Source organism: Sorangium sp. So ce321 (genome assembly GCF_051530195.1).
Taxonomy (GTDB): Bacteria; Myxococcota_A; Polyangia; order Polyangiales; family Polyangiaceae; genus Sorangium.
In genome coordinates this window covers 1,759,329-1,784,075 of sequence record NZ_CP150329.1, presented here as the reverse complement: position 1 = coordinate 1,784,075, position 24,747 = coordinate 1,759,329, and the positions used below count along the sequence as shown (strand labels likewise).

Annotated in this window: 20 protein-coding genes; 11 read left to right on the top strand and 9 right to left on the bottom strand. The window is 70.9% G+C overall.

The annotated features are described in order from the left end of the window. Positions 1–24: 24 nt before the first annotated feature. Positions 25–2,856 (bottom strand): nitrate- and nitrite sensing domain-containing protein, encoded by a 2,832-nt coding sequence (locus WME89_RS07025; RefSeq protein WP_438008467.1) that lies wholly within the window; start codon positions 2,854–2,856, stop codon positions 25–27. A 482-nt stretch (positions 2,857–3,338) separates the two neighbouring features. Here WME89_RS07025 and WME89_RS07020 point away from each other — a divergent pair, with 482 nt between their 5' ends. Genes WME89_RS07020 through WME89_RS07010 form a run of 3 tightly spaced genes read left to right on the top strand, consistent with a single transcriptional unit; the run spans position 3,339 to position 5,719 of the window. Beyond that, a complete protein-coding gene (locus WME89_RS07020; RefSeq protein ID WP_438008466.1) occupies positions 3,339–4,814 on the top strand; it encodes a hypothetical protein in 1,476 nt (491 codons plus the stop codon). Between the two features lie 18 nt (positions 4,815–4,832). After that, entirely contained in the window at positions 4,833–5,288 is a 456-nt protein-coding gene (locus WME89_RS07015; RefSeq protein WP_438008465.1) for a hypothetical protein, read from the top strand. Positions 5,289–5,311: 23 nt separating this feature from the next. After that, entirely contained in the window at positions 5,312–5,719 is a 408-nt protein-coding gene (locus WME89_RS07010) for a hypothetical protein (protein ID WP_438008464.1), read from the top strand. A 168-nt stretch (positions 5,720–5,887) separates the two neighbouring features. Here the strand turns inward: WME89_RS07010 and WME89_RS07005 are convergent, their stop codons facing one another. The 5 genes from WME89_RS07005 to WME89_RS06985 all read right to left on the bottom strand — a co-directional run bounded on the left by WME89_RS07005 (position 5,888) and on the right by WME89_RS06985 (position 10,392). After that, positions 5,888–6,397: a chemotaxis protein CheX gene (locus tag WME89_RS07005; RefSeq protein WP_438008463.1), complete on the bottom strand. Its 510-nt coding sequence runs from the start codon at positions 6,395–6,397 to the stop codon at positions 5,888–5,890. Positions 6,398–7,144: 747 nt separating this feature from the next. Continuing rightward, positions 7,145–7,453 carry a hypothetical protein gene (locus tag WME89_RS07000; RefSeq protein ID WP_438008462.1) on the bottom strand — a complete coding sequence of 103 codons (309 nt, stop codon included), beginning with the start codon at positions 7,451–7,453 and terminating at the stop codon, positions 7,145–7,147. 14 nt (positions 7,454–7,467) lie between these two features. Continuing rightward, a complete protein-coding gene (locus WME89_RS06995; protein ID WP_438008461.1) occupies positions 7,468–8,652 on the bottom strand; it encodes a hypothetical protein in 1,185 nt (394 codons plus the stop codon). Positions 8,653–8,766: 114 nt separating this feature from the next. Further along, positions 8,767–9,708 carry an FHA domain-containing protein gene (locus WME89_RS06990; protein ID WP_438008460.1) on the bottom strand — a complete coding sequence of 314 codons (942 nt, stop codon included), beginning with the start codon at positions 9,706–9,708 and terminating at the stop codon, positions 8,767–8,769. 396 nt (positions 9,709–10,104) lie between these two features. After that, positions 10,105–10,392, bottom strand: coding sequence for a zinc-binding dehydrogenase (locus WME89_RS06985; RefSeq protein ID WP_438008459.1), 288 nt, complete (start codon positions 10,390–10,392; stop codon positions 10,105–10,107). 1,118 nt (positions 10,393–11,510) lie between these two features. Here WME89_RS06985 and WME89_RS06980 point away from each other — a divergent pair. The 3 genes from WME89_RS06980 (at position 11,511) to WME89_RS06970 (ending at position 15,447) form a co-directional block, all read left to right on the top strand. Continuing rightward, positions 11,511–12,344 carry a GNAT family N-acetyltransferase gene (locus tag WME89_RS06980; RefSeq protein WP_438008458.1) on the top strand — a complete coding sequence of 278 codons (834 nt, stop codon included), beginning with the start codon at positions 11,511–11,513 and terminating at the stop codon, positions 12,342–12,344. Between the two features lie 185 nt (positions 12,345–12,529). Further along, positions 12,530–14,170, top strand: coding sequence for an amino acid adenylation domain-containing protein (locus WME89_RS06975; protein ID WP_438008457.1), 1,641 nt, complete (start codon positions 12,530–12,532; stop codon positions 14,168–14,170). After that, on the top strand, positions 14,167–15,447 hold the full coding sequence (locus WME89_RS06970) for an aminotransferase class I/II-fold pyridoxal phosphate-dependent enzyme (protein WP_438008456.1): 1,281 nt from the start codon (positions 14,167–14,169) through the stop codon (positions 15,445–15,447). The genes WME89_RS06975 and WME89_RS06970 overlap by 4 nt, the downstream gene beginning before the upstream one ends. 244 nt (positions 15,448–15,691) lie before the next feature. Here WME89_RS06970 and WME89_RS06965 read toward each other — a convergent pair whose 3' ends face one another. Beyond that, positions 15,692–16,747, bottom strand: coding sequence for a nuclear transport factor 2 family protein (locus WME89_RS06965; RefSeq protein ID WP_438008455.1), 1,056 nt, complete (start codon positions 16,745–16,747; stop codon positions 15,692–15,694). 494 nt (positions 16,748–17,241) lie between these two features. Here WME89_RS06965 and WME89_RS06960 point away from each other — a divergent pair, with 494 nt between their 5' ends. From WME89_RS06960 to WME89_RS06950, 3 genes are read left to right on the top strand one after another with little or no spacing between them, the layout of a single operon-like run. Next, positions 17,242–17,766 carry a hypothetical protein gene (locus WME89_RS06960; protein ID WP_438008454.1) on the top strand — a complete coding sequence of 175 codons (525 nt, stop codon included), beginning with the start codon at positions 17,242–17,244 and terminating at the stop codon, positions 17,764–17,766. A 15-nt stretch (positions 17,767–17,781) separates the two neighbouring features. After that, positions 17,782–18,954, top strand: coding sequence for a hypothetical protein (locus WME89_RS06955; RefSeq protein ID WP_438008453.1), 1,173 nt, complete (start codon positions 17,782–17,784; stop codon positions 18,952–18,954). After that, positions 18,951–19,325, top strand: a complete 375-nt coding sequence (locus tag WME89_RS06950; RefSeq protein ID WP_438008452.1) for a hypothetical protein — start codon at positions 18,951–18,953, stop codon at positions 19,323–19,325. Before WME89_RS06955 ends, WME89_RS06950 begins: the two co-directional genes overlap by 4 nt. Before the next feature lie 16 nt (positions 19,326–19,341). Here WME89_RS06950 and WME89_RS06945 read toward each other — a convergent pair whose 3' ends face one another. Together WME89_RS06945 and gcvA are read right to left on the bottom strand one after the other, a co-directional pair. Next, positions 19,342–20,427, bottom strand: a complete 1,086-nt coding sequence (locus tag WME89_RS06945) for an aldo/keto reductase (protein WP_438008451.1) — start codon at positions 20,425–20,427, stop codon at positions 19,342–19,344. A gap of 198 nt (positions 20,428–20,625) precedes the next feature. After that, positions 20,626–21,507 (bottom strand): transcriptional regulator GcvA, encoded by an 882-nt coding sequence (gcvA, locus tag WME89_RS06940; protein ID WP_438008450.1) that lies wholly within the window; start codon positions 21,505–21,507, stop codon positions 20,626–20,628. 296 nt (positions 21,508–21,803) lie between these two features. Between gcvA and WME89_RS06935 the strand changes: the two genes are divergently transcribed. Both WME89_RS06935 and WME89_RS06930 read left to right on the top strand, forming a co-directional pair. Beyond that, complete coding sequence (locus WME89_RS06935; RefSeq protein ID WP_438008449.1) at positions 21,804–22,493, top strand: FMN-dependent NADH-azoreductase; 690 nt, start codon at positions 21,804–21,806, stop codon at positions 22,491–22,493. A 65-nt stretch (positions 22,494–22,558) separates the two neighbouring features. Continuing rightward, positions 22,559–24,736 carry an alkaline phosphatase D family protein gene (locus tag WME89_RS06930; RefSeq protein WP_438008448.1) on the top strand — a complete coding sequence of 726 codons (2,178 nt, stop codon included), beginning with the start codon at positions 22,559–22,561 and terminating at the stop codon, positions 24,734–24,736. The last annotated feature ends 11 nt before the right edge of the window (positions 24,737–24,747 follow it).

Here is a 24,747-nt window from a genome sequence, read left to right as displayed (position 1 = left end):
GATCGCTCTGCATGGTCGATGCGCTCACTGCGCCACCCGATCCGGTTGGCCCGCGCCCGGCGCGCCGCCCGCGCCGCCAGGCGGCAGGCTCGGGCTCGATCCGACGCGCGGCGCGCCGACGAGGAGCGAGCCTCGCCTGCTCGACGGCGGCAGCGACGCGGAGGACGGCGCGCCCGCGGGCGGGACGGCCACCTCGTTCAGCTCCCGGGGGAACCGGAACCGGAAGGTCGTCCCCTGGCCGAGCTCCGTCTCGGTCTCCACCCGGCCGGAGAGCCGGCGGCACTCGTACAGCGCGACGCCGAGGCCGACGCCGCGGCCGGAGACGTCGGTGACCTGCTCGGCGGTGCTGAAGCCGGGAGCGAACAGCGCGGCCTCGAGATCGCGCCGCGTGGCGCTCGGCAGCCCCACGGCGGCGGCCTTGTCGCGCACGCGCTCCCAGTCGATGCCCGCGCCGTCGTCGCCGATCTCGATGAGGATCTCGTCCGCCGTCGCGCGCGAGCGGAGCGTGAGCGCGCCGTTCGGCGGCTTGCCGGCGCGCTCGCGCGCCTCCGGCCGCTCGATGCCGTGGTCCATCACGTTGCGCACGACGTGGCCCAGCGCCTGCCACATCGCGGCGAAGCGCGACGAGGGGAGCCGGACGCCGCCGGCGTCGATGAGCACGTCGGGCTTCGGCTTGCCGAGCCGCCGCGCCAGGGTCTCTGCCTGGTCCTTCATGCGGTTGAACCGCACCTCGGTCCGCTCGTTGCGGAGCGACTCGAGCGCCCGCTCCAGCTCGGCGTGCTCGCGGCGCTCGCGCGCCATCTCGAGCAGGGCGTCGATCTCCTCGTGGACGACGTCGACGCGCGTGGCCTGCGCCGCCCCGGCGAGCAGGCCGCTCACGCGCGCCACGAACGCGCACCACGCGCCCTTCAGCGCGTCGATCAGCTCGTCGGGCGGCAGCGAGCGCTCCTCGACGACGAAGCTCTCGATCTCGTGCGCCACCCTCGCCACGCTCGTCACGTCCCAGAGCCCGGCGTTCCCCTTGATCGTGTGCACGAGGCGCATCACGTGGTCCACCTCGGTGACGGTCCGCGAGCTCACGGCGTCGACGAGCTTGCTCGTGTCGCTCACGAACCCGAGCAGGCCGAGCCGGTCCTTCACGGCGCGCTCGAACACCTGGATGTACTCGCGCTGCTGCTCGTACTCCCGCAGGGAGTCCATCGTGGCGGTGACGTCCGTGATCACCATCAGCGCGCCGCTCCACTGGCCCTCGCCGGTCAGGATCGGCTTGAAGCCGAGCGTGAGGTGGCGGCCGTCGCGGAGCAGGGCCTTGGGGAGCTGGTCGAGGACGACCTCGAGCGGGAGGAAGTCCTCGCAGGCGGCCTCCCACCCCATCCGGAGGAACGCGCGGGCGCGGGGGTCGTGGCCGGCGATGCGATCGGCGAAGTGCTCCTCGACGGTCGGGGCGCCGAACAGGCGCTCGAAGGCGGCGGAGTGCACGGGCTCCATCGTGCCGTCGCGGTGGATGGTGACGAGCGCCTGATCGACGTTGTCGAGCACGAGGCGCATCTCGCGGTTGCGCTTCTCGAGCTGGCACGTCCGCTCGGCGACGGTCGCCTCGAGGTTCTGCCGGTGGCTCTCGAGGGCCTCGTCGCGCGCCTGGATGCCCGCCAGCATCTCGTTGAAGGCGTCGGTGAGCGCCCCGAACTCGTCGTCGGCGGTCTTGCGGGCGCGCGTCGTGTAGTCGCGCGTCCGCCGGACGTGCGCCGCGGCCTCGCCGAGGACCTCGAGCGACCGGGAGAGCCCCCGCACGAGCACGAACGCGAGCGCGCCCGACATGAGGAGCACGAACGCCGAGACGAGGATGCCGTCGCGCACCGTGCGCCGCGTGCCCTCGACCTTGTCCGCCGCGGCGCGCCGCATGCCGGTGAGCGCCTCGCGCTCGATCGCGGCGAGCCGGTCGACGCGCCATTGCTGCGCCTCGAACCACGCGTCGTGGTCGACGGTCAGCGCCTCCTCCGTCGACGCGATCGCGGCGGCGCGGAGCGCGTCGGCGCGCAGCACGTGCGCGTCCGAGCGGGAGGCGTCGTAGAGCGCCCGCGCCGACTCCGACGCGTTGGCGAGGAAGACGTCGTGATAGAGCTCCTCCTCCGTCATCAACGTCACCAGCGTCTTGAAGGCGCCGGGCTCGAACTGCGTTGACGAGAAGGTGTGCGCGAGCAGCGCGTGCTGGCGGCTGGCGCGCTCGGCGAACTCGTCCACGGCGACGAGCGACTGGATGCTGCGCAGGAGCTCGCCGTCGTCGCTCAGCTCGGAGAGCCCGGCGTTCGCCCGGATCAGGCTGACGTTGACGCTGCCGAAGGCCCTCAGCACGCTGTCGAGCGACGCCGCCTTCGCGTCGGCCTGGCTCCGGAAAGCGCCGAGCGCGCCCACGTGGGCGCGCGCGTCCGCGAGGTTGCGGGCCAGCCGGGCCGGCAGCCCGGAGAGGTCGCGCGCGGCCAGGAACGCGTCGAGGGCGGCGAGGCTCTCGTCGGTGGCCGCCCGCGCGGCCCGGAGCTGGTCGCTCGCGCGCCCGAGCGCCGCGGCGCGCTGGAACGGCGGCGCGGCGCCCCGCGCGCCCTCGGGGTCTATCGCGTCCTGGGGCCGGACCTCCAGCCCCTCCACCAGCGCGGTCCACGCCCGCTCCTTCTGCAGGGCGTGCAGCGGCTGCGCCATGATCGACGAGAGCTCCGCGAGGTCCTCGATCGAGCCGATCCCCGCCGCCTTCGCCGCCTGCTGCTGCGCGTCGCCGACGATCATCGCCGCGAGCAGCAGGGCCCCGGCGACAGGCACGCCGGCGAGCGACCAGAGCTTCAGTCGGATCGAAGCGCTACGCAATCTCTGCCTCTGCATCCACGCCCGTCCCCCCGGAGTGGCTCGCGCGGCAGGGAGGCCGCTCGCCTTCCGTGTGCTCTTCAACAGTGCACTCTGCGCGGACGCCTGGAGCCCCGCGCCGTGCTCTCACGTGGAGCACCGGACGAATCGAACATCGCAAGCGGCCAGAGGGGCAACTGAACACTGCGTCGTCGCCACGTCTCGCACACCATGTACGCCTTTCTGACTCGGGCACTTTCTTTTTGCGACGTTTCACTTGCTGTGGTGCGCCGTTCGGGGAGGGCCGTGATGCGCTCCACCTTCTTCCATCGTTCCTGTGTATGCTACCCGCGAAGGTCGCGAGTCCGCAAGAGCGCGTGCGGCAGCACGCCGGTCGCAACCGAGCTCTGCGGACAAGGGAGAAAGCAATGGTGATGGGTCGGAGTTCACAGCGGCGAGCGCGAGCTGGGCGCCTCGCACGCGCTTCGAGCGCTGCCATCGGAGGAGTGCTCGCCACGGCGTCGCTCGCGCACGCGCAGAGCCCTGCCCCGGCGGTCGCCCCGGGGGCAGCAGCCACGGAGGCGGCAGCCACGGGAGCGGCCGGCGCTGCGCCCGCCGCGGCGGGAGCGGCCCCGGCGCCAGGGACAGGAGCGGCCTCGGCCTCGGCGCCGGCGACGGGAGCGGCCGCTGCCGCGCCCGCCGCGGCCGGAGAGGCCGCGCTCGCGGCGCGGCTCGCCGAGGCGGAGAAGCGATCGGCGGCGCTGGAGAAGCGCCTCTCGGCGCTCGAGGAGGCGCAGGCATCACCGGCGCCAGACGACAACAGGGATCTCTTCCGGATATACGGATTCATCGACGTCGGCGTCCAGCGCATGTGGGTCCCGGAGAACTCGGGCCTCGCGGCCGCCCTCCCGCAGGCGAATGCCCTGAACTTCGTGCTGGGGAACTTGAACCTCTACCTCGACGCGCAGCCGAGCGACCACTTTCGCTTTCTCGGGGAGCTGCGGTTCACGACCGCGCCCGGCGGCGCCCCGACCCCGGTGACGACGCCGCTGCCGCCCGACGTGGTGTACCGGGTGGGCACGACCCCGTACGGGACCTTCGACTCGACCGCCGTCGCGCTCGGCTCGCCTACCCTGTATGGCGGGCTCGTGTCGATCGAGCGCGCCCACATCGACTGGACGCGCTTCAACCTCTTCAAGGTGCGCGTCGGGCAGTTCTTCACCCCGATCGGCATCTACAACGTCGACCATGGGAGCCCGGTGCTCATCACCGCCGCCATTCCCTATTTCATCTCATCGCGCATCTTTCCCACGCGGCAGACCGGGCTCATGCTCTACGGCAGCACGTTCGCGGGCCCGTGGGAGCTCGGGTACAATGCGTATGTGAGCAACGGGCGCAACGAGGACGCGCCGTTCGCCTTCGACGACAACCGCGGGTTCGGCGGCCGACTGCACGCCAGCTACGAGGACCCCGGAAAGCTGGCGTTGAAGCTCGGGACCTCGTTCATCGCGAGCAGGGCCAGCGACTGGGTAGTCGACTACAGGCTCACCTCGTTCGAGCCGGACATCCACTCGACGTGGTCGTTCCGGGAGTACATCGCGGCCGGGGACGTCTCGCTCGACATCGGGACGACGCGCATCCGGGCGGAAGCGGCGGTCGTCCGCCAGGTCTTCGACGAAGGGAAGCGCCAGGGGGGAGCGCCGGACGCCTGGAAGACCTCCACCTATGCCGTGGCGGCGCACCGGCTGAGCTTCTTGAACATGGAGCCGTTCGTCACGGGCGCCGCCCTGCACGCGCCGTTCTTCGGGCACGACACCATGTTTCAGTTCGGCGGCGGCCTGAACTTCTACATCACTCCGGACGTCACGCTCCGTACCCAGGTGCTGCACACGGTCACCACGGTCCTGCGCTCCGACAACCCGTATACGGGACCGGATTTCAACACGACGAGCGCGCTCGCCCGCCTGATCCTGGCCTTCTGAGAGAGGTTCAACGCAACCATGAAGCGTTTATCCCTTCTGCTCCTCCTGGCCCTGCTCGGCATGACCCCATCCGCTTCGTCCTTCGCGGTGGAGGAAGAGATCGTCGTCATCGTCAACCAGGCCAACCCTGCGCGGGTGGCGGGGCGCGACACGCTCCGTCCGATCTTCCAGACGACGCGAACGGAGTGGTTCGGCAGGTCGGCGATGCCCGTGAACCTCCCCGAGGACTCCTCGCTGCGGCAGCGCTTCGACCTGGCGGTGCTGGGCCTCGATCCCGACGCTGTCGCCCGCTACTGGATTGACCGCAAGATCCGCGGCGGCGAGCGCCCGCCGCGCAAGGTGACGACTCCCAACGCCGTCGTCCGCGCCGTGGGCGACGAGGTGGGCGGTATCGGGTATGTCGCCGCCGGCGACGTCACCCCTTCGGTCAAGGTGATCGCGCGCATCCGCGACGGCCAGGTCGTGCCGCCGTGAGCTCGTGGAGAGAGGAACGAACGATGGTCATTCACCGATCTCGCCTGATGCCGCCCGCCCTTCATGGGGCTCTGGTCGTCGCCGCTTCCGTCATCTCCGCAGCGTTGCTGACGGGCTGCTGGGATTCGGACCCCTGCGATCCGGGCCAGTTTGTCTTCATGAACGCGTGTGTCACGCCGCTCCCGCCGGGCCCCACGACGGGCAGCGGCACCACGACGGGCACCGGCACCGGCCCGGCGACCGGCACCGGCACCGGCACCGGCACCGGCACCGGTCCGGCGACCGGCACCGGTGGAGCCACGGGCACCGGCGGTGACGGCGGCGGCACCGGCGCCGCCACGGGCACAGGCGGCGCAGCCGGCGCAGGCGGCGCTGGCGGCGCTGGCGGCGCTGGCGGCGCTGGCGGCGCAGCCGACGCAGGCGGCGCCTAGCTCCGCTCTCTCCCGAGGCCGTCTCCTCCGCTCCGAATCCGAATCGGAGCGGCGGTCACCCGCACAGGAGACGGGCCCAGATCGGCGTTTTCGGCGCGCAGGCGTACTCCTGTACGCCGAGCACCGAAAACGTCGAGATGGGCCCGTATCCGAAGCGGGTGACCGCCGCTAAAAGAGGATTACTTTGCCGTCGAGGGGGAGCGGGGACGCGTTCGAGAAGACAAGGGAGCTGTCGTCGAAGTCGCCGCTCAGCGTGACGAGGACGTCGCCCTTCAGCGTCCGGAAAGAATAACAGAACTGCTGCTTACAGCTCCGGCTCCGGCGGTCCACGTCGCCCGGGCTGCGCAGCTGCGGCAGCTCGGTGTGGAGCACGATCTGGAACCGGGCGAGGCGGCTCTTGACCTTCCCCATGAGCTGGTTGGCGACCTCGCGCATCCAGTCGCCGAAGCCCTCGGGCATGGGCGGCAGTCCGGTCATGGCGCGAAACACGGCAGGGTTCGCGGAGAGCGCCAGCACCCCGGAGAAGCCGCGCGCGCTGAACTCGATCATGCTCGCTGGATCGCTGTGGCCGCGCGCCTCCTCGCGGCACTCGCCGGTATCCGCTGGCGCGATGGCGACACCGTAAAAATGAAATAGCTCGACGGTCGCCCCTTGAACGAGGATGTCGATCGTGCGCACCTTGCGCGAGGGAGGGGGCCGGGACGTAGGCGAGGGCTCGCTCGGCGGGCCGGGGCGCACCGACGAGGACGACGGCGGCGCGGGTCGCAGCGAGGAGATCGGCTCACGGCGTTCGGTGCTCGGGCGTTCATGGATGCCGGGCTCCAGCCGCTTGTCGGAGTGACTATCCTGTGGGGTGCCGCGCCGACGCGTCATGATAAAAGCACAGCATAGCGCACCTAGCCCGCCTCTAGCAATGGTGCCGAGGGAGAGAATCGCGGGCGCGTGGTTTTCCGCGTGTTTCGCGTGTGGTCCGTGTCCTGCGTGCTCGCATCCTACTTCAGCCGACACACGCCGACTCGGCGGCGCGCTCCGCTGCCCGCCCTGTGCGCGGGCCGACGATGACGCGGTGCTCTGCCATCCGGCATCCGGCATCGCGGTGCGGGCGGGCGTATGCGCAATGCGCATAGGATTGCGCTGCCATGCGACGCCGAGCGGCTCTGGCAGCCTCTGGCATCACGCGCGCCGCCGCTCGGGGGCGTTCGGGCCGGAGAGGACGGCCGCTCATGAGGACAGGACGCGGCGCGCGGGCCACGGCCGGCGCCCGCGGGCGATGCGCCGTGGGGTGCCGGCCGCCGCGAGCCGCCGCGAGCCGCCGCGAGCCGGCGCTAGACTCCGCGAACTGCCGCGAGCCGGCGCTAGACTCCGCGAGCCGCCGCGAGCCGCCGCGAGCCGCCGCGAGCCGCCGCGAGCCGCCGCGAGCCGGCGCTAGGCGCCCTGCGCCGGCATCGCGGCCTCCTTCACCCAGCCCGCGTCCTCCGGGCTGACCGCGGCGCCCACGTACAGGGCCTGCAGCTTGCTCGGCCCGTTGTTCTGGATGTAAACGGCGTTGCCCGCGGGCTGGAACGTGTCCGTGTGGCCGGGCGCGATCTGCCGCGACTGCGAGATCACGTCGACGATGGTGATCTCGTACCGCGTCACCGCGCCAGGGGGATTGTTTGTATCGTAGATATGCAGCGCGGGGCTCAAGCGACCGAGTCCGTAGATCTGACCGTTGGGGGGAATGTCGACGACCATGGTGAGCCTCCTTTTCAGCTGAAGATCGAGGTGATGGGGAGGACGATGACGCCGAGGATCTGCGGGTTGCCCGCCTTGCACGTGCTCGTGATCGTCACGTTGCCCGAGTCGTCGAAGGTCGCCTCGTTGCTCCAGCCGCCCTCGCCGTGCGCCTCGAAGAAGGGCCAGACGCCCGCGGTCACGGCCGCCTTGAACTCCTCCTGGCTGCCCTGGGCGATGCCGGCGCTCGACTTCATGGTCATGGTGATGCCGTCGACGATCACGAGGGCCGCGGCGTAGCGCTGGAGGTTGCCCTTCTCGCCGAAGGTGCTGTCCCACGTGATCGCGTCGCCCGACTTCCAGACCGTGTTGTCCTTGCTCGCGTACCCCTCGCCGAGCGCGCCCGAGTTGAACCACGGGGTGTAGTCCCGCAGCACGGCGTCGCTGCTCTTCTGCTTGAGCGGGCCGGCCTCCAGGGTGACCAGCTTGTCGAAGCTCACCTCGATGGAGAGCCCGGCCTCGATCACCTGCGAGGTCCACTGCTCGTAGCTCGCGTTGCCCTCGCCGGCGAAGATGTCGAAGAGCCCCGACGCCTCGGTCTTGGCCCAGGTGTGCGAGACATCGGTCGACTCGGTCTCGCTGTTCATCGAGATTGTCTTCGGCTGCGCCTTGTTGAGCGCCAGCTGGAGCTGCTCGTACGTGGTCGTGTACACGTACACGGAAGGGTTCTTGGGGGCGAAGCTCACCTGGATGAGCGTGTCCGCCGCGGTGGCGATCGGGTCCTCGAGCATGGTGGCGAAGTCGCTGATCGCCCGCTGCACCATGCTCTGCGGCAGGTTGGCGCTGGCCCAGGCCGAGAACGCCTTGTACCAGCCGGCGTTGTCCTGGGGCAGCGGGCTGATCGTCTTCTTGTAATCGGTCCACTGCGTGTAATAGTCGCCCATGTCGGCCGCGAACTGCAGCTGCCCCTGGGCGAGCAGCGCGCTGATGACGCCGACGTAGTTCTGGCTGAAGCTGCTGATCTGCCCCGGCTCGTAGAACGTCGACACCGACCGCGGCGGGACGGCGTCGAACATGCTCCAGAGCTGCTCGGACGTCGTCCCCACAGGCATGTTGCCCTGCACCAGCTGGAAGGCGCTCGGGTCGAGCTGCGCCTGCTGGGTGAGCACGTTGTACCACTGGCTGTTGAGCGCGTTCATGGCATCTTGAATGGCGGACATGGTTTCTCCTCCCGTGCGGTCGCACGGCGGGAGCGAGGCTGTCGCTCCCGCCGCGCCGCGCGTCGTACGAGGGAGGTTTAAGGCGCCTGGCGCGACAGGACCATTACAACGGTCTTACGCGCCTGCCCTCGGATCATCCATGGGCGCGACCGCGAGCCGCTCCGTGCCGACGCGGAGCTGGCGGCTGCCGCGGCGCCGCTCGATCACCGCGGCCGCGCTGGCGAGGCCGGCGGCGCTCATCTCCTGGCGCACGCGGTAGATCTCGACGTTGAGCTTGTTCTCATCCATCGACAGCATCCGGCAGAGCTCGTCGACGAAGACCCAGCCGCGCTGCGGCGGGGCGAGCGCCCCGGCGTCGCGATCGCGGAGGCGCGCCCGCGCCAGCGTGAGCAGCATGTAATGGTGGGATCGCGGCGCGAGCACGCGCGCCTCGCCTCCCCGCACCACGGTGAGCTCCACCGCCTCCTCGTCACGGCTGACGCGGAAGCGGAGCTCGGCCTCGTCGATCCCGCTCGCGCGCTCGTTGGCGTCGGCCGTCGCGGTGGGGGGCGTGGGCAGGTGGAGCATGAACGCCTCGCCCCCGAGCTGCAGGACCTCGCCGTCCTGGGCCGGGCGCGACTGTCCCTCGATCTCGACGACGAAGCGCCCGTCCTCCATCTCCACGACGCAGGCGCGCGGGTCGTCCGCCGAGGGCAACGCGAGCAGGGCGCCGGCGCCGGCGAGGAGCGCGTTGTCCGAGAGCCGGCGCGCCATCGGCACGGGCGGCGAGGCGTCGACGAGCGTCCACGTGGCCTCGGGATCGCCGAACGCGAGCTGATCGCCCGCGGCGAGCGCCCTCGCGCTCCCGGACGCGAGGCGCTCGCCGTTGACGAACGTGCCGTTCTTGCTGCCGAGATCGCGCACCGACCAGGCGCCGTCGCGGTACGACAGCCGCGCGTGCTCCGCGGAGGCGAGCCGCACCTCGAGCTGCACCGCGCAGACCGACGACCGACCCACGAGCGCGTGCGCCGCGAGCGCCGCCCGGATCGCGCCGCCCTGCTGCGCCAGGATCGCCATTGCGCGAGGCTAACATCGCCGGTGGGGCAGCTCCAGGCACGGCTGCATGGCGCGCGTCATGAACGCTGCCCGGCGCCCGCTCACGAGCGGGGTCGACGAGGAGGAGCGCGCGACAGTCGCGACGACACGGCGCCCCACCGGACCTGGACGCTCCCGACCAGTCACCCCGACATGAAAGTTATGCTGTCGGTGTCGAGCGCGCCCAGCCCATCCTGGGCCGCCGGCCGCGGCCGCTCATCGTGGACCTGGACGAGCGAGGCGGCATGCGATGTCAGCCGCGACGGGCGCCGCGCATAAACCCCTCGATCCCCTTCGAACAGACCGATGAAAGCATGAGAACAACAACACGCCGCTCTGACCGGAACCGAGCGGCAAGCGGCGCTGCTCCACGGCGGGTTACCGCGCTGTCCCGCTGGACGCGTCATGCGCCACCGTGATGACCACGCTTCCCTTCTTGCGCCCCGTGTCGACATACCGGTGAGCCTCGGCCATCTGTTCCAGCGGATAGCGTCTATCGATGACCGGCTTCAGCTTGCCCGCCTCGATCAGCTCTCGAAGGAGAGTCAGCGCCTCGGTCTTCTCGATCGACATCGTGGACATCGCCCTCTTGCCGCCCACCATCGACGTCCACAGCCACTGGAAGAGGAGCGGCAGCTTGAAGACAGTAGAGAGGTAAATACACATCCTTGCCCACGGCCTCGATCTCCCCCGCGAGCTCGAGCCCCATGATTTTTCTTGTCGGCATCCTCAGGCCGAGGATGACCCTGCCCCACAGCGGCTCGCCCCTCCGCATCGTGCCCTCCGCCGCTGTCGCCGTCGTCGCACACACCCTTATCAGCACTGCGTTGTCCCTGGGAGCAGGCTTTTTCACCTCCATGAGCTGGAGGACATCCGGCGGGCCATACTCTGTGTACACGATCGCTTTCATACGTTCCCTCCAGGGCCGCCAGCTCCAGTGAATTCAAGGGCCGTCCACCACAGTTTATATTATCAGAGCGACACGGGCCGGATCGGATCATCGCGACGCGCGTCGTCGAGCCGGCGATGAAGACTTACGGATACAGGGGAGAGCTCAGGACGTCCTGCGTCCTCTACGCCGCCGCGGTCCAGATCCTTCCCATCACAGCAAGGGGCGAGCTCGGGGGACGCGGGACTGGAGAACCGCTGGCCGTGGACACGCGGCGCTGAGCCGTCCAGCGCGGCGCGCTGGCTGCGGACGCAAGACGCCGGGCGAAGCGCCGCGCCTCGCCCTGGGGGCGGTCCATGAGAGGATGGCGCCGTGATGCCATCGACGACGCGCAGCGCGGCTCGCCGGTGACAGAAACGTACAATTCCCATGAACGCTCGCTCCGCGATCGGCTCGATTCTCCTCTGGCTCGGCGCCGCCTCCTGCGGTGCGCGCGCGGCGTCGCCCGGCCCTGCGGCCGTGCAGGGGCCTCCGCCGGTCTCGCCCCCCCGGGTTGCCGCGGCGCTGCCCCCCCGTCCCGTCGGAGCGTCCGGCTGCCGCGGCGCCCTCGACAGATGGCGGCGCTGCGCCGGAGCCGGGGGCGGCCGTTTCTCAGGCGCCGCCCGCCGAGGCGCCGCCGGCACCTCCGGCTGAGCAAGAGAGAGCGGCCGCGAACGCCCGAGAGCCTCGTTCCGGCTCTCGAGACCACCCTGAGTTCCCGGTCTCACCGTACGGCCACGCTGCACGCGCTGGTTGACATGAGAACCGTACGCGATCCGCATCCCTCCTGGAGAAGTGACGCCATAGCAAAGCGCTTTGACTTCCTGCCCGCCCGATGCGGTAGATCTGGGGTGACATGGTCGCCACCGGCACCTCGCCTCGGAGCGCCTCGATCCACCGCCTCGTCCGCGCCAACAACGCGGTCTGGGCCGCGATGTACTACGACGAGCTGGTCGACACGGACGACTACCAGCTCACGTACATGGCTGACGCCGACGCGGGCTACTACAACTGCGCCCAGGCCGTGTCGCGGTCCGGTCCCGACGTCCTCGCGACCATCGAGGCATTCTATGCGGCGCGCGGCGTGCCCCCCGCCGTCTATCTCGATCCCGAGAGCGCTCCCGATCTGCGCGCCGAGCTCGCCGCGGCGGGCTACGCCGAGATCCCGGGCGAAGCCGAGAACTGCCACCTGCTCGATCTGCGCGGCCCCGCGCCCGATAGCGCCCTGCCCGAGGGCGCGCCCCGCCTCCCGAGCGAGCGCGTGCGGGCCGTCCGGCTCACCGGACCGGACGACCCCCTCTTTCCCGCCTTCATCGACGTCGACGGCGCGTCCAACGAGCTGCCCGACGCAGTCAGGCGCAAGCTCGCGCAGAACCTCCGCGCCCGGCGCCGCCCGGGTGTCGAGGTGCACTGCTTCCTCGCGCTGGTCGACGGCGTGCCGGCCTCCTCGCGCGTCGTCGGCTTCTGCGGCGATTGCGCGCTGTACGCCGAGGGCGGCACGCTCCCGACCTATCGCCGGCTCGGGCTGTACTCATTTCTGATGCTCCACGGCCTCGCGTTCGCGCGCGGGCGGGGCGCCCGCTTCGCGTTCCAGACGGCCGCCACGAGCGCCCACTCGAACCCCGCGGTGCTGAAGCTGGGCTTTCAGCGGATCTGCACCCGCTCGTACTGGCGGCGCTCGCTGGTGTAGAATGCGCCGGCCACGCCGCTCCCCGCGCTGGATCGCGAGCGCTCTTCTTTCCGTTCGACTGCTTCGGCAGCCTGGCGTGCCCCGAGCGCGTGGTACGGTCGATCGCCGCGACAGGCGCGCGCGTGTTCCTCTCGGGATTCGCGTCGACCGCTACGAGCGATAGCCGCCACGAGCACGAGGGAACGATGACCTACCTGCTGCACGAGGCGCTCGCGGGCGCCTTCCGGGACCACGCGGCGCGCACGGCGATCCGCGAGGAGGGCGCCGACGTGACGTATGGCGAGCTCGAGGCGCTCGTCGCCAAGGTGGCGCGGCTGCTCTCCGCCGGCGCCCACGGCGGCGCCGCGCTGTGCCGGGAAGACGACCGCTTCGTGGGGCTCTCGGCCGACGTCACCCGCGACTCGGTCGCGGCGGCGATCGGGATCCTCTCGGCCGGGCGCGCCTATGTGCCGCTCGACGTGCAGTCCCCGCCCGCGCGGCTCGCGGAGATCATCGCTGATGCGCGGCTGCGCGTGCTGCTCATCGATCCGGTCGCCTATCCCGACTGGGAGCAGCTAGCCCGCTGCGACGGCGTCGAGGCGCTGGTGCTCCTCGGCGCAGAGCCGCCGGCGTCCGCCGAGGCCTCGGCGCGCGCGCGGCTCGTCGCGTGGTCCGAGGTCCTCTCGCTCCCGCCCGCGGCGCCGCCCCGGCGGCCGATCCTGTCGGACGATCTCGCCTATATCCTGTACACCTCGGGCTCGACCGGCGTGCCCAAGGGCGTGATGCTCACGCACCGCAACGCGCGGACGTTCGTCGACTGGATGGCCGCGGAGTTCGAGATCGACCGCCATGATCGCGTCGCCTCGCGCGCGCCCTTGAGCTTCGACCTCTCGGTCTTCGACGTATTCAACACGCTCGCGGCCGGCGCGACGCTCCTGATCAAGGACCGGCGCAAGGCCCGCGAGGCGGGCAAGAGCTCGACGCAGCGCCACCGCGAGTATGTCGCCATGCTGCGGGACGAGCGCGCCACGGTGCTTTACACGACGCCCTCGACGTTCGTAACCCTGCTCGAGAAGGGCGGGCTCGACGCCACGGTGCCGCTGCGGGTGATCATGTATGCAGGCGAGCCCTTTCCGCCGGCGCTCCTGCGCAAGGTGATGGCCGCGCTGCCCCGCACGCGCGTGGCCAACATCTACGGCCCGACCGAGACCAACATCGTGACGTGTCACTGGGTCCGCGAGCCGCCCCGGGGCGACGCCCCGATCCCCATCGGGCGCGAGGTCGACGATACGGAGATCGAGGTGGTCGGCGAGGGCGGCCGCCGGTGCGCGCCGGGCGAGCTCGGCGAGCTATGGGTGCGTGGAGCCACGGTCTGCGTGGGGTATTTCGGCAAGGACGAGCTGACCCGAGAGCGGCTGGTCGCGAGCCCGTTTCACCCTTACCCGGCCTACTTCTGGCGCACCGGGGATTACGGGCGCCGCCTGCCCGACGGCACGCTGATCTACCATGGCCGCCTGGACAACATGGTGAAGACGCGCGGCCACCGGGTCGAGCTCGGCGACGTGGAGACCGCGCTGTCCGAGCACGCCGAGCTGGCGCAGGCCGTCGTCGTGCCCATCCCTCACCCGAGCTACGGCAGCACGCTGCACGCCTTCGTGCTCCCGCGCGAGGGCGCGACCCAGGTGCGACCCGAGGACGTGATGCGCTTCCTGGAGGGGCGGCTGCCGCAATACATGCTTCCGTGGGAGATCATCGTGGTGAGCGAGCTCGCCTATACATCCACCGGCAAGGTCGACCGCCAGCTCCTCATCCGCACTCGGAGAGCACAGACGGAGCGCCAGCGATGAACAACGTACTTGACGAGATCATCCGCGAGAACCTCCAGAGCCAGCGCGCCAGCATCCAGGAGGTGATGCAGCGGAGCCGGATGTTCGACGCCGACGCGGCGCAGCTCGACGGCCGCATGATCCGCGTCGGCGAGCGCTGGATCGCGGATTTCGCGTCGTGCAATTACCTCGGCTTCGACCTGGACGAGGAGATCATCGCGTCGGTCGAGCCCGCGCTCCGGGAATGGGGCGTGCACCCGAGCTGGTGCCGCCTCGTGGCCAGCCCGCACCTGTACGCCCGCTGCGAGGAGGAGCTCGCGCGCCTCGTCGGCGCCGAGGACTTCTTGATCCTGCCCACCGTGACGCTGGTCCACGTGGGCGTGATCCCGGCGCTCATGGGCAAGGATGGGGTCATGTTCCTGGACAAGTTCGGGCACATGACGATGTACCAGGCCGCCAAGATGGCCCGCGACAGCGGCTGCAAGCTCTTGAGCTTTCCGCAGGACGACTTCGACAGGCTCGAGGAGCACCTGCGCGCGCACCGCGCCGCCACCAAGAAGCTCATCCTGGTCGACGGGGTGTACAGCATGACGGGCAAATACGTCGATCTGCCCCGGCTCGCGGCGCTCGCCAGGGAGTACGGCGCGGCCGTCTACGTCGACGACGCGCACGGCTTCGGGGTGGTCGGCGAGCGGCCCACCGCGGAGATGCCCTATGGCTTCCGCGGCAACGGTGTCGTCCGGCATCACGGCCTCGGCTACGAGTCGGACGGCATCATGTACGTCGGTGGCTTCTCGAAGGCGTTCTCGTCGCTGGCCGCCGGCGTCGCGTGCAGCAAGACGACGAAGGCCTTCCTCAAGGCCTACGCCACGCCGTACGACCTCTCGGGGCCGTGCCCGACCGCGTCGCTCGCCACCCTGCTCGCCGCCATTCACGTGAACGCGGCGCGCGGCGACGAGCTCCGCCGCCGCCTCTACCGGCTGACCAGGCTGGCGGTCGATGGGCTGCGCGCGCTCGGGTTCCACGTCGACAATGACAACTACTTTCCCATCGTGAGCGTGTGGTGCGGGGACAACGAGCGGCTGCTCGAAGCCTCGCGTATCCTCTTCGACGCCGGCGTGCTCCTGACGCTCGGGCCCTACCCGATGATTCCGAAGGGCAAGGAGGAGCTGAGGATCACCATCACCTCGGCCAACACCGAAGAGCAGGTGCACGAACACCTGCTCCAAGGCTTCGCCCGCGTGCGCGACTACCTCACGCGCATCGGCGCGTCGCTGCGCCCCGCAGAGGCCGGTTGATCGACCGCGCCTCCCCGCCCCGGGAGCGCATCGTCCTCCGCGCGACGCCTCTCGCGCAACCAGGGAGGAACTCAGGCGATGCGGCGGTAGACCAGGACTCCGAACAGATTGAAATCCCGAGAAAACGAACCACAGAGGCACAGAGGCACAGAGGCACAGAGTTTCTTTGTTGTTCCTCTGTGCCCTCTGTGTCCTCTGTGGTTCAAATCTCTTCATTCCCGGGCGTTTCAAGCTGATCGGTGCGCTAGAAGATCTCGAGCCCGCTCATGGTCGAGGCGGGCACCGCGCGCCGAGAGTCCCAGTGCTCGACGATGTCGCCGCCCTCGACGCGGAACAGATCATAGAAGCCGTAGGCCGCCCCGCCGCGCTCTCCTTCCGAGAGGGTGAATACGAAGTTGCCGTCGGCGATGACGTGGTGCACCTCGACGTAGCGGATGTCCTCGTCCTCCACGTACTCGAGGAGCGCAGCGGGGCCGGTCGCGCTCGTCTCGCGGTGCTCGACGTAGCCGGCGCCGAGGAACTCCGGGGCGCGCGCATGCTCCCCGTCGACGAGCACGGCGTCGATGAAGCCCAGCACGCGCGCGCGGTTCTGCGCGGTGAGCGCCTCGTCCTCGATCTCCGTCGGGCCTTCGGTCCCCGAGGCCTGGTTCGCGTCGGAGTCCCAGTGCTCCATGATCTTGCTGTCTTTCACGCGGAACATGTCGAAGATCACGCCGGTTTGCGAATAGCGGCCTTGCACGACCACGAGGTCGCACTCGGCGAACGTGCGCAGGCGCTCGTACCTGAACGACGGCGACGAGACGATCCCGCGCATCAGGTTCCTGAACGTGGCGACGCCGCTCGTCGCGATCGGGTTGTGCTGGAGGTACGGATCGGCCCAGTAGCGATCGGCCGCCGTGATGTCCTTCTCGACGAACAGCTCGTCGATGGCCTTCCCGACGAGCTCCCTGTTCGCGCTCGCCACGGCCGGGTCGCAGCCGCTCCCGCCGGCCGAGCCGCCGCCGCCCCCGGCCCCGTCGCCTCCGGCGCCGCTGCCCCCTGCCCCGGCGACGCCGCCCCCGCCCTGCGCGCCGCCCGCGCCTTGCGGCGCCTCGCCGCCGCCGGAGCCGACGGGAGAGCCGGTCGTGGACGTCGAGCCCGCGACCGACGCATCGCCCCCCGCGCCGCCGCTCCCCGCCGTCGCCGATGTCGTCGTGTCGGCCGTGGAGCTGCCCTGGTTGTCCTGATCGTCGTCCGACTGCCCGGAGCACGCCACGACGAGGCAGGCCGCCGCGAGGCCGAGCCAAGGAGCGATGTTCATGAACATCGCCTATCGCGCCGCGCCCCCGGACGCAACGCGCGGGCGCGCGCATTCAAGCGTTTCACATGGGCTGAAGTTCTGAAGAGCCGTTCGCGCGGCGCGCGCAGGCCCGGTCGCTGCACGCTCGCACGGGATCTCCGCGCCCGGACGCGTCGCGTGATGATGAGTTCGTCATCGCCGGATGCCCCAGCGACACCGACGGTTCCGGGGACAACGACGCGCCGACCGCCACGCGGGGAGGGGGAACCATCTCGCCTCCGTGCGCGGCATGGACAAGGGCGGTGTTCGACGCGGGAACGGCGGAGGCGGCAGGGAGGATACGATCGGTCCGTCGGACGGCGACGACTTCATCGTCGTCCGATGCACCACGCACGACTCCCGCTCTGATGGAGGCCGTGGCCCGTGCCGCCAGGCACCATGGCTCCCCGCGGGCCGCGCCGCGTGGCCGGTGGTTCGTTCTTGCGGTTTTCCGGGAGAAGGCACACCGTGGCGGGATGATGAAGCTCTCGTGCCTTGTGGGCCTCGCCGCCTTGCTCGCGGCGCCGCTGCTCGCCGCTCCGGCGCACGCGGACATCGCGCCGCCCGACACCTGCGACACGCCGGGATCGAGCTGTAGCAATGCAGGCCCCGCGGCCGACGAGCCCGGGACGTGCACGACGCAGAAGTGCCAGCGAGCGGTGCCGGACCCGGACGGCGGCGTCACGACGGTCGAATACGACTGCAATCGGTGCACGGCCGCGGGCGGGAGCTCGACGTCGACCGGCAGCGCGGGCACCGGCAGCGCGAGCACCGGCAGCGCGGGCACCGGCAGCGCGGGCACCGGCAGCGCGGGCACCGGCAGCTCGGGCACCGGCAGCTCGGGCACCGGCAGCTCGGGCACCGGCAGCGCGGGGACGGACACCGCGTCCTCGGACGACGCCGGCTGCGCCACGAGCAGCGCCGCCTCGGGCGGCACGATGGCCGGGCTGATGCTGCTCTGCGGCGCGGCGGCGCTCGCGGCCGCCCGCCGGCGCCGCTGAGCCGAGCGCCCGCCCGTGCGTGCGCTCGGTCGACAGCCTGCGCGTGAGGCCAGCCTGCTCGAGCGCGGCGCCGCGCCGCTCGACGGCGCGCGGCGGTATGTCTTCGGCCTGCTCCGGCGGAGCGAGCTCGCCCTCGCGGTCGTGGCGCGCCCCGACCGCAGGATCGCGGCCCTCGCCGCGGTGAACGCGGTCGGCGCCTTCACCATGGCGGTCTTCGCGCCGAGCGCGCTCCTCGTGCTCGGGCCCGTCCTGCTCGGCGTCCTCCACGTCGCGGCCGACGTGCGCTACCTCGTGCTGCGGCGCGGGCTGCCGTCGTGGTGGCGCAGCGTCGTCTGGGCGGCCTGCGCCGCGCTGATCGGGCTGCGGGCCGCCCAGGAGCTCTTCGGCTCGGCGGCGGCGCTGCTCCGCGCCGAGCACGCGCTGCTCGCCGCCTGGCTCGGCGCCGCGGTCCTCGCCGGCGCCCTCGCGTCGCGCGCGTGGCGGCGCGCCGCGCTCGCCGCCGCCGCCGCCGTGGCGCTGTCGGCGGCGGCGCTCGCCGCGCCCCGCGGCTTCCGGCTCGGGCTCGCGCACGCGCACAACCTCGTCGCGCTCGCGCTGTGGCTCGCGCTCTTCCGCCGCCAGGTGCGCGCGGTCGCCTTGCCCCTCGGCCTCGTCCTGACCGGGACCGCGCTGCTCGCGAGCGGCGCCATGACCTCGCTCACGCTGCGCGCCGGGTGGCTGGACGCCTTCGGGCTGCACCTCTTCCTGGCGAGCGACTGGCTCGCGCCCGGGCTGCCGACCCGCGCGGCGGTGGCGCTCACCGCGAGCTACGCGTTCCTGCAGTCGGTGCATTACGCGGTCTGGCTGCTGCTCATCCCGCAGGAAGACGGCCCGGGCCAGCGGACGACGACGTTCCGCATGTCGGCGCGCTCGCTCCGGCGCGACTTCGGCGACGCGGGGCTCGTGGCCGTCGCGCTCGCCGCCGGCCTCGTGCTGCTCGGCGCGACGCGCAGCGCGCTCGGCACGCGCAACCTGGTCCTGTCGCTCGCCTCGTTCCACGGGTATCTGGAGCTCGCGCTGCTCGCGTACTTCTATGTCCGCGGCGACGTCGGCCGGGGCGCCGCGCGGGCACGCCCGGAGCCCGTCGGGGCGGCGCGCGCGGCGGAGCGCGGGCGGCCCGAGGTCGCCGCGCCGCCGGCCGCGCCATGACCCGGGTCTTCACCGATCCGCTTGTCGTCGCCTGGTCGCGCGCGTTCGCGGTGACGCTGCTCGTCGAGCTCGCCGTCGCCACGCCGCTGCTCGGCCCGGCGGAGCCGTCGCGGTGGCGTCGCGCCGCGCTCGTGGCCGTCGCCAACGTCGCGAGCCACCCGGCAGTGTGGTTCATCTTCCCCGCCCTCGCGCTCGGCGCCACGACGCGGCTCGCGCTCTCGGAGCTCTGGGCGGTGCTGCTCGAGCTCGGCGTCTACCGGCTCGCGCTGCGCGACCTGCCCGCCCTGCGCGCCGTCGCCGCCTCGGCGCTCGCGAACGGCGCGTCGCTCGGGCTGGGGCTGCTGCTGCGGAGCGCGACCGGCTGGGTGTGAGCGGCGCGCGCCGGGCTCAGTAGCGCTGGCTGTCGTCCTTCGGCACCATGTCGGTCGCCGTCGAGGGCTCGCCGTTCACCGTGGCGCCGGCGTGCGAGAAGGTCGCGGCCCCCCGCAGGAAGTCCACGGGGAAGCTCAGCTTCGGCTGCGAGAGCGCGTCGAGCACCTCGACGTGCTTCGGAGAGAGCGAGAGATCGAGCGCGGCGAGGTTGTCGTCGAGCTGCGCCATGGTGCGCGCGCCGATGATGGTGGACGTCACGCCGGGTCGCGACTGCACCCACGCGAGCGCGACGCGCGCGGGCGTGGAGCCGAGCTCGCGGCTGATCTTGATGAGCTCATCGACGATCGTATAGGTCTGCTCGTTCAGGGCGCTCATCGCCCACGCGCCCCGGTCCGCCTTCTGCTTGCCGGCGTTCTCCCGCGTGTACTTGCCGCTCAGCGCGCCGCTCTTCAGCGGCGACCAGGGGGTCACGCCGAGCCCGAGCTCGCGGGCCATGGGGAGGAGCTCGCCCTCGACCGTCCGCTCGACGAGCGAGTACTCGATCTGCAGCGCGATGAACGGCGACCAGCCGCGGAACTGCGCCAGCACCTGCGCCTGCGCCACCTTCCACGCCGGGGTGTCGGAGACGCCGATATAGCGGACCTTGCCCGAGGACACGAGATCGTGGAGCGCGCTCATCGTCTCCTCGATGGGCGTGTACTTGTCCCAGCAGTGCATCCAGTAGAGGTCGATATAGTCGGTCTGCAGGCGCCGCAGCGACTGCTCGCAGGCCGAGATGAGCGACTTCCTGCTGGCGCCGCCGCCGTTCGGGTCCCCGCGGTGGAGGTTGCCGAAGAACTTCGTGGCGATCACCAGCCGGTCGCGCCGGCTCGCGTGGCGGCCGACGTGATCCCCGATGATCTTCTCCGAGTGGCCGCGCGTGTAGAGGTTCGCCGTATCGATGAAGTTGCCGCCGCGCTCGACGAACCTGTCGAGGATGGCCTCGGAGTCCTTGACGCTCGTACCCCAGCCGAGGTCCTCCCCGAAGGTCATCGCGCCGAGGCAGAACGGGCTCACGCGGAGCCCCGAGTGGCCAATCGTGACGTAGTGATCGAGAGGCATCGCTATCTCCTGTGGTGATTGCAGCGCCGGGTCCACGCAGGGATGCGCGCCCTCGCGGGGCGCGCGCCCCTCGTCCCGGGGACAGGAAGAGCAAGACGGCTCGATCCTGTCAAGGCAAACGCCGGCGCCCGCGCGGGCAGCCGATCGCGGGGATACGCCGCTGCGCAGCGCATCCCTGAGCCCGCCGCCGCTCGTCGTTCAGGGCGTCACCGCCGCGGCGAGCCAGCCCCGGAGCGCCGCGATCTCCTCGCGGGCCGCCGCGCCCTCGAGGTGCACGAGATGATAGCGATAGCCGTCGAGCTCCGGCCCGAACGGCTGCACCAGCGAGCCGCTCCTCAGCTCGTCGGCGACGAGGACCAGGCTCAGGAGCGCGACGCCTTGCCCGGCGATCGCCGCCTGGATCGCGTGGCCCTCGTCGGAGAACGTGACGCCGCCGTCCGCGCGCACGCCGGAGAGACAGGCGCGCTCGAGCCACAGGCGCCATGTCGGCGTGTCGCTGTCGACGCGGCGCCACTCGAAGTGGAGCAGCGGCTTGCCGCGCAGGTCCTCCGGGCGGCGCACGTCGAGCCCGGGGCTGCAGACGGGCGCGAAGCGATCCGCGATCAGCGCCTCGGCGGCGAGCCCCGGGTACGGACCGCGCCCGTAACGGATCGCGGCGTCGGCCTCGGCCGCGTGGAGATCGACGGGCTCGTCCGAGGCGAGGAGGCGCAGGTCGAACCCAGGGCACGCCTCGCGGAAGGCCGCGACCCTGGGCACCAGCCACCTGGCGGTGAACGCGGTCGTGGCAGACAGGGTGATCGAACGGTGCGAGCGGCGGGCGGCGAGCTCGTCCAGCGCCCTCGCGAACGCGTCGAACCCGTCGCGGAGCACCGGATAGAGGAGCTGCCCCTCGCGCGTGATCAGGACCTGCCGGGCGTGACGCTCGAACAGCCGGACGCCGACCGTCTCCTCGAGCAGCCGGACCTGGTGGCTGATCGCGGTCGGCGTCACGCCGAGCTCCCTGGCGGCCCGCTTGAAGCTGAGGTGGCGCGCGGCGGCCTCGAAGGCGCGGAGCGCGGTGAGCGGAGGGAGCCTTCGCATGCGGGGATCATAGATGATACAAATTCATCTATCAGCTGAGAATTACGCATTTGTCATCCGGCCGGGCGCGACGCATGTTCGCCGTGGAAATGCGCGATCCGTGGGCACGAGAGCCGAGCGACCCGGGGCTGGCGCGGCGCTGGACAGATGAGGTCACTTCATCGGATCTGGACGCCTTCCGGCCGCGGCCGGCGCCCCGCGCCGAGGGAGACGCCCGGGCGCGCGCCGAGGAGCGCGCACGAGGAGCGCTCGCCCCGAGCCCACGAGAGCGCCCCCACCACGCGAGGAGACAGACCATGGCCACGATCCTGCACATCGACTCGAGCGCTCGTCCGGACACCTCGGGCACGAGCCGGCACGGCTCTCACACCCGACGCCTCACCGCCCGCTTCGTGGCGCGCTGGCGCGCGGCGCGTCCAGAAGACGAGATCCGTTATCGGGACGTCGGGCAGAGCCCGCCCTCACCCGTGACGGGCCCGTGGATCCAGGCCGCCTTCACGAAGCCTCACCTGCGCGAGCCGTGGATGAGGCAGGTGCTCGCGGAGAGCGACGCGCTCGTCGACGAGCTCCTCGCCGCGGACATCCTCGTGGCCGGCGTGCCGATGTACAACTTCAACGTGCCGGCGCAGTTCAAGGCCTATATCGACAACATCGTCCGCGTGGGGCGCACGTTCGGCTTCGACCGCTCGCGGCCGGGCGAGCCTTACTGGCCGCTCCTGGCCGGGCACGGGAAGAAGCTCGTGATCCTGACGTCGCGCGGCGACCACGGCTACGGCAGCGGCGGCCGGATCGAGGCGATGAACCACGTCGAGCCGAGCATCCGGACGGCCTTCGGCTACATCGGCGTCACCGACGTGGCGTCCGTGGCGATCGAGTACGACGAGTTCGCCGACGAGCGGCTCAGGGCGTCTATCGCGAGGGCAGAGCTCGAGGTGGACGCGCTCGTCGACCGCCTGCTCGACGGCCGCGCGCGCGTTCCGGCGTGATGGCGCGCGGCGAGGTCCACGAGGAGGTTGACACCGGCGAAAGTTCCAGGATTCCCTGACCGTCGATGCTGAAGCGCAGAGATTTCCTTCGAGCCACCCTCGTCACGGCCGGCGCGCTCGTCGTCCCGGCCTGCAGCGACCCCGAGGTCGTCAACCCGGTCATCCCCGTCGACACCGAGCGCGAGCTCACCGACGGCTCCGAGTTTTTCCCGCAGTCGGTCGCCTCCGGCGATCCTCGCCCCGACAGCGTCGTCCTCTGGGCCCGCGTGCAGGACGGCGAGGAGGATCTCGAGGTCGAGGTCGAGGTCGCGACCGACGCCGAGTTCACGCAGCAGGTGGCGCTCGACGCCGGACAGGCGAGGGTGAAGGCGCTCGCGAGGCACGATCACTGCGTCAAGGTGAAGGTCCGCGGCCTCGCGGCGGGCACGGTCTACCACTACCGCTTCATCTACGCGAAGGGCGACAAGGCCTACGTGTCGCGCGTGGGCCGGACCAAGACCGCGCCGGCCGCGGAGGCCGACGTCAAGGTCCGCTTCGCCTACGTGTCCTGCCAGGACTATATCGGACGCTTCTACAATACCCACCTCGCGCTCGCCGAGGAGGAGCTCGACTTCTTCGTGCACCTCGGCGACTACGTCTACGAGACGACCGGCGACCCCAGCTTCCAGAACACCACCGGGCGCGGCGTCGACTTCACCGACGAGAAAGGCAGCATCGCCCTCGGAGACGGGGCCTATCGCGCGGCGAGGTCGCTGAGCAATTACCGAGAGCTCTACAGGACGTACCGCTCCGACGCGAACCTCCAGAAGGTCCACGAGAGCTTCCCGATGATCGCCATCTGGGACGACCACGAGTTCTCGGACGACTCCCACGGCGCCACGGCCACGTACTTCAATGGCCAGGAGGACGAGACCGACGTGGAGCGCCGCAAGGCCGCGAACCAGGCGTGGTTCGAGTACCAGCCGGTCGACTACGGCGACGACTTCGAGTACGACCCCGGCGCCTCGTTCCCGGGCGATCTCCGCATCTACCGCGACTTCGTGTTCGGCAAGCACGTGCACCTGGTGATGACGGATCTGCGCAGCTACCGGCCGGATCACCTCATCCCCGAGGGCGCCTTCCCGGGCAAGGTGGTGCTCGATCTGGGCAAGCTCCTCGAGGAGTTCGGAGAGGTCCCCGCGTCCGCCACGCCCTACGTGGACGACATCGAGGCCTACAGCGACGGGATCTACGCGTCGGTCCTCGCCGAGGCCGCGGAGGCCGCCGGCTACGACGCCGCCGAGGTGAAAGGGAAGGTCAGCGCCCTCTACATCAACACGATCGTGGCCAGCGTGAACGAGGGCCTGCCGGAGGAGACGCAGATCCCGCTCATCGCTGAAGAGGAGCAGGCGTTCCTGGAGCGGGGCATCGCGTACGTGGATCTCGGCAAGCTCGGCGCGCACACGTCGATCGGCTCCCGTTACCTCGCGGTCAAGGACACCGTCGATATCTACGCTGCCATCCGCTACAAGGAGACGCAGGGGGCGAGCGAGGACGTGATGGGGGCCAAGCAGGAGGCGTGGTTCCTCGACACGATGGAAGGGTCCAAGGCGACCTGGAAGGTCTGGGGCAACGAGTTCTGCCTCCTGCCGCTCGCCGTCGATCTCACGCCCTACAGCATCCCCGAGCAGTTCAAGCGCAGCTTCTACATGAACCTCGACGCCTGGGACGGCTTCCGCAACAAGCGGGACGAGCTCCTGGCGCGGCTCGTCGACGTGGGCAACGTCGTGGCGATCACCGGCGATATCCACGCCTTCTTCGCGGGGACGGCCGGCCTCAGCGCGGATCCCACGAAGAAGATCGTCGAGTTCGTGGGCGGCGCCGTCTCGTCGGCGCCCTTCCGCGAGCTCTTGACGGGCCAGGTGGCCGGCGATCCGGTGCTGAGCGCGGTGCCCGGGGCCGCGCTGCTCGCCGCCGGCATCGACGATCTGATCATGTCGACCGAGACGAAGATCAACCCGCACGTCGCCTACGCCAACAGCAATGCCAACGGCTACGTGGTGGTCGAGGCGAGCGGGGACGAGCTCCTCGTCGACATGCGGAGCATCGCCGCCGCGGACGTCCAGACCGACTACACGACGAAGCGCGGCGACCTGAAGGTCCGGAAGAAGCGGTTCCGCACCCTCGCCGGGGAGAGCGACATCTACCTGGACGACGAAGGCACCTGGAAGCGCTGGGATCCCTCCACGCAGATGTGGATCTGATCGCGCCGCGC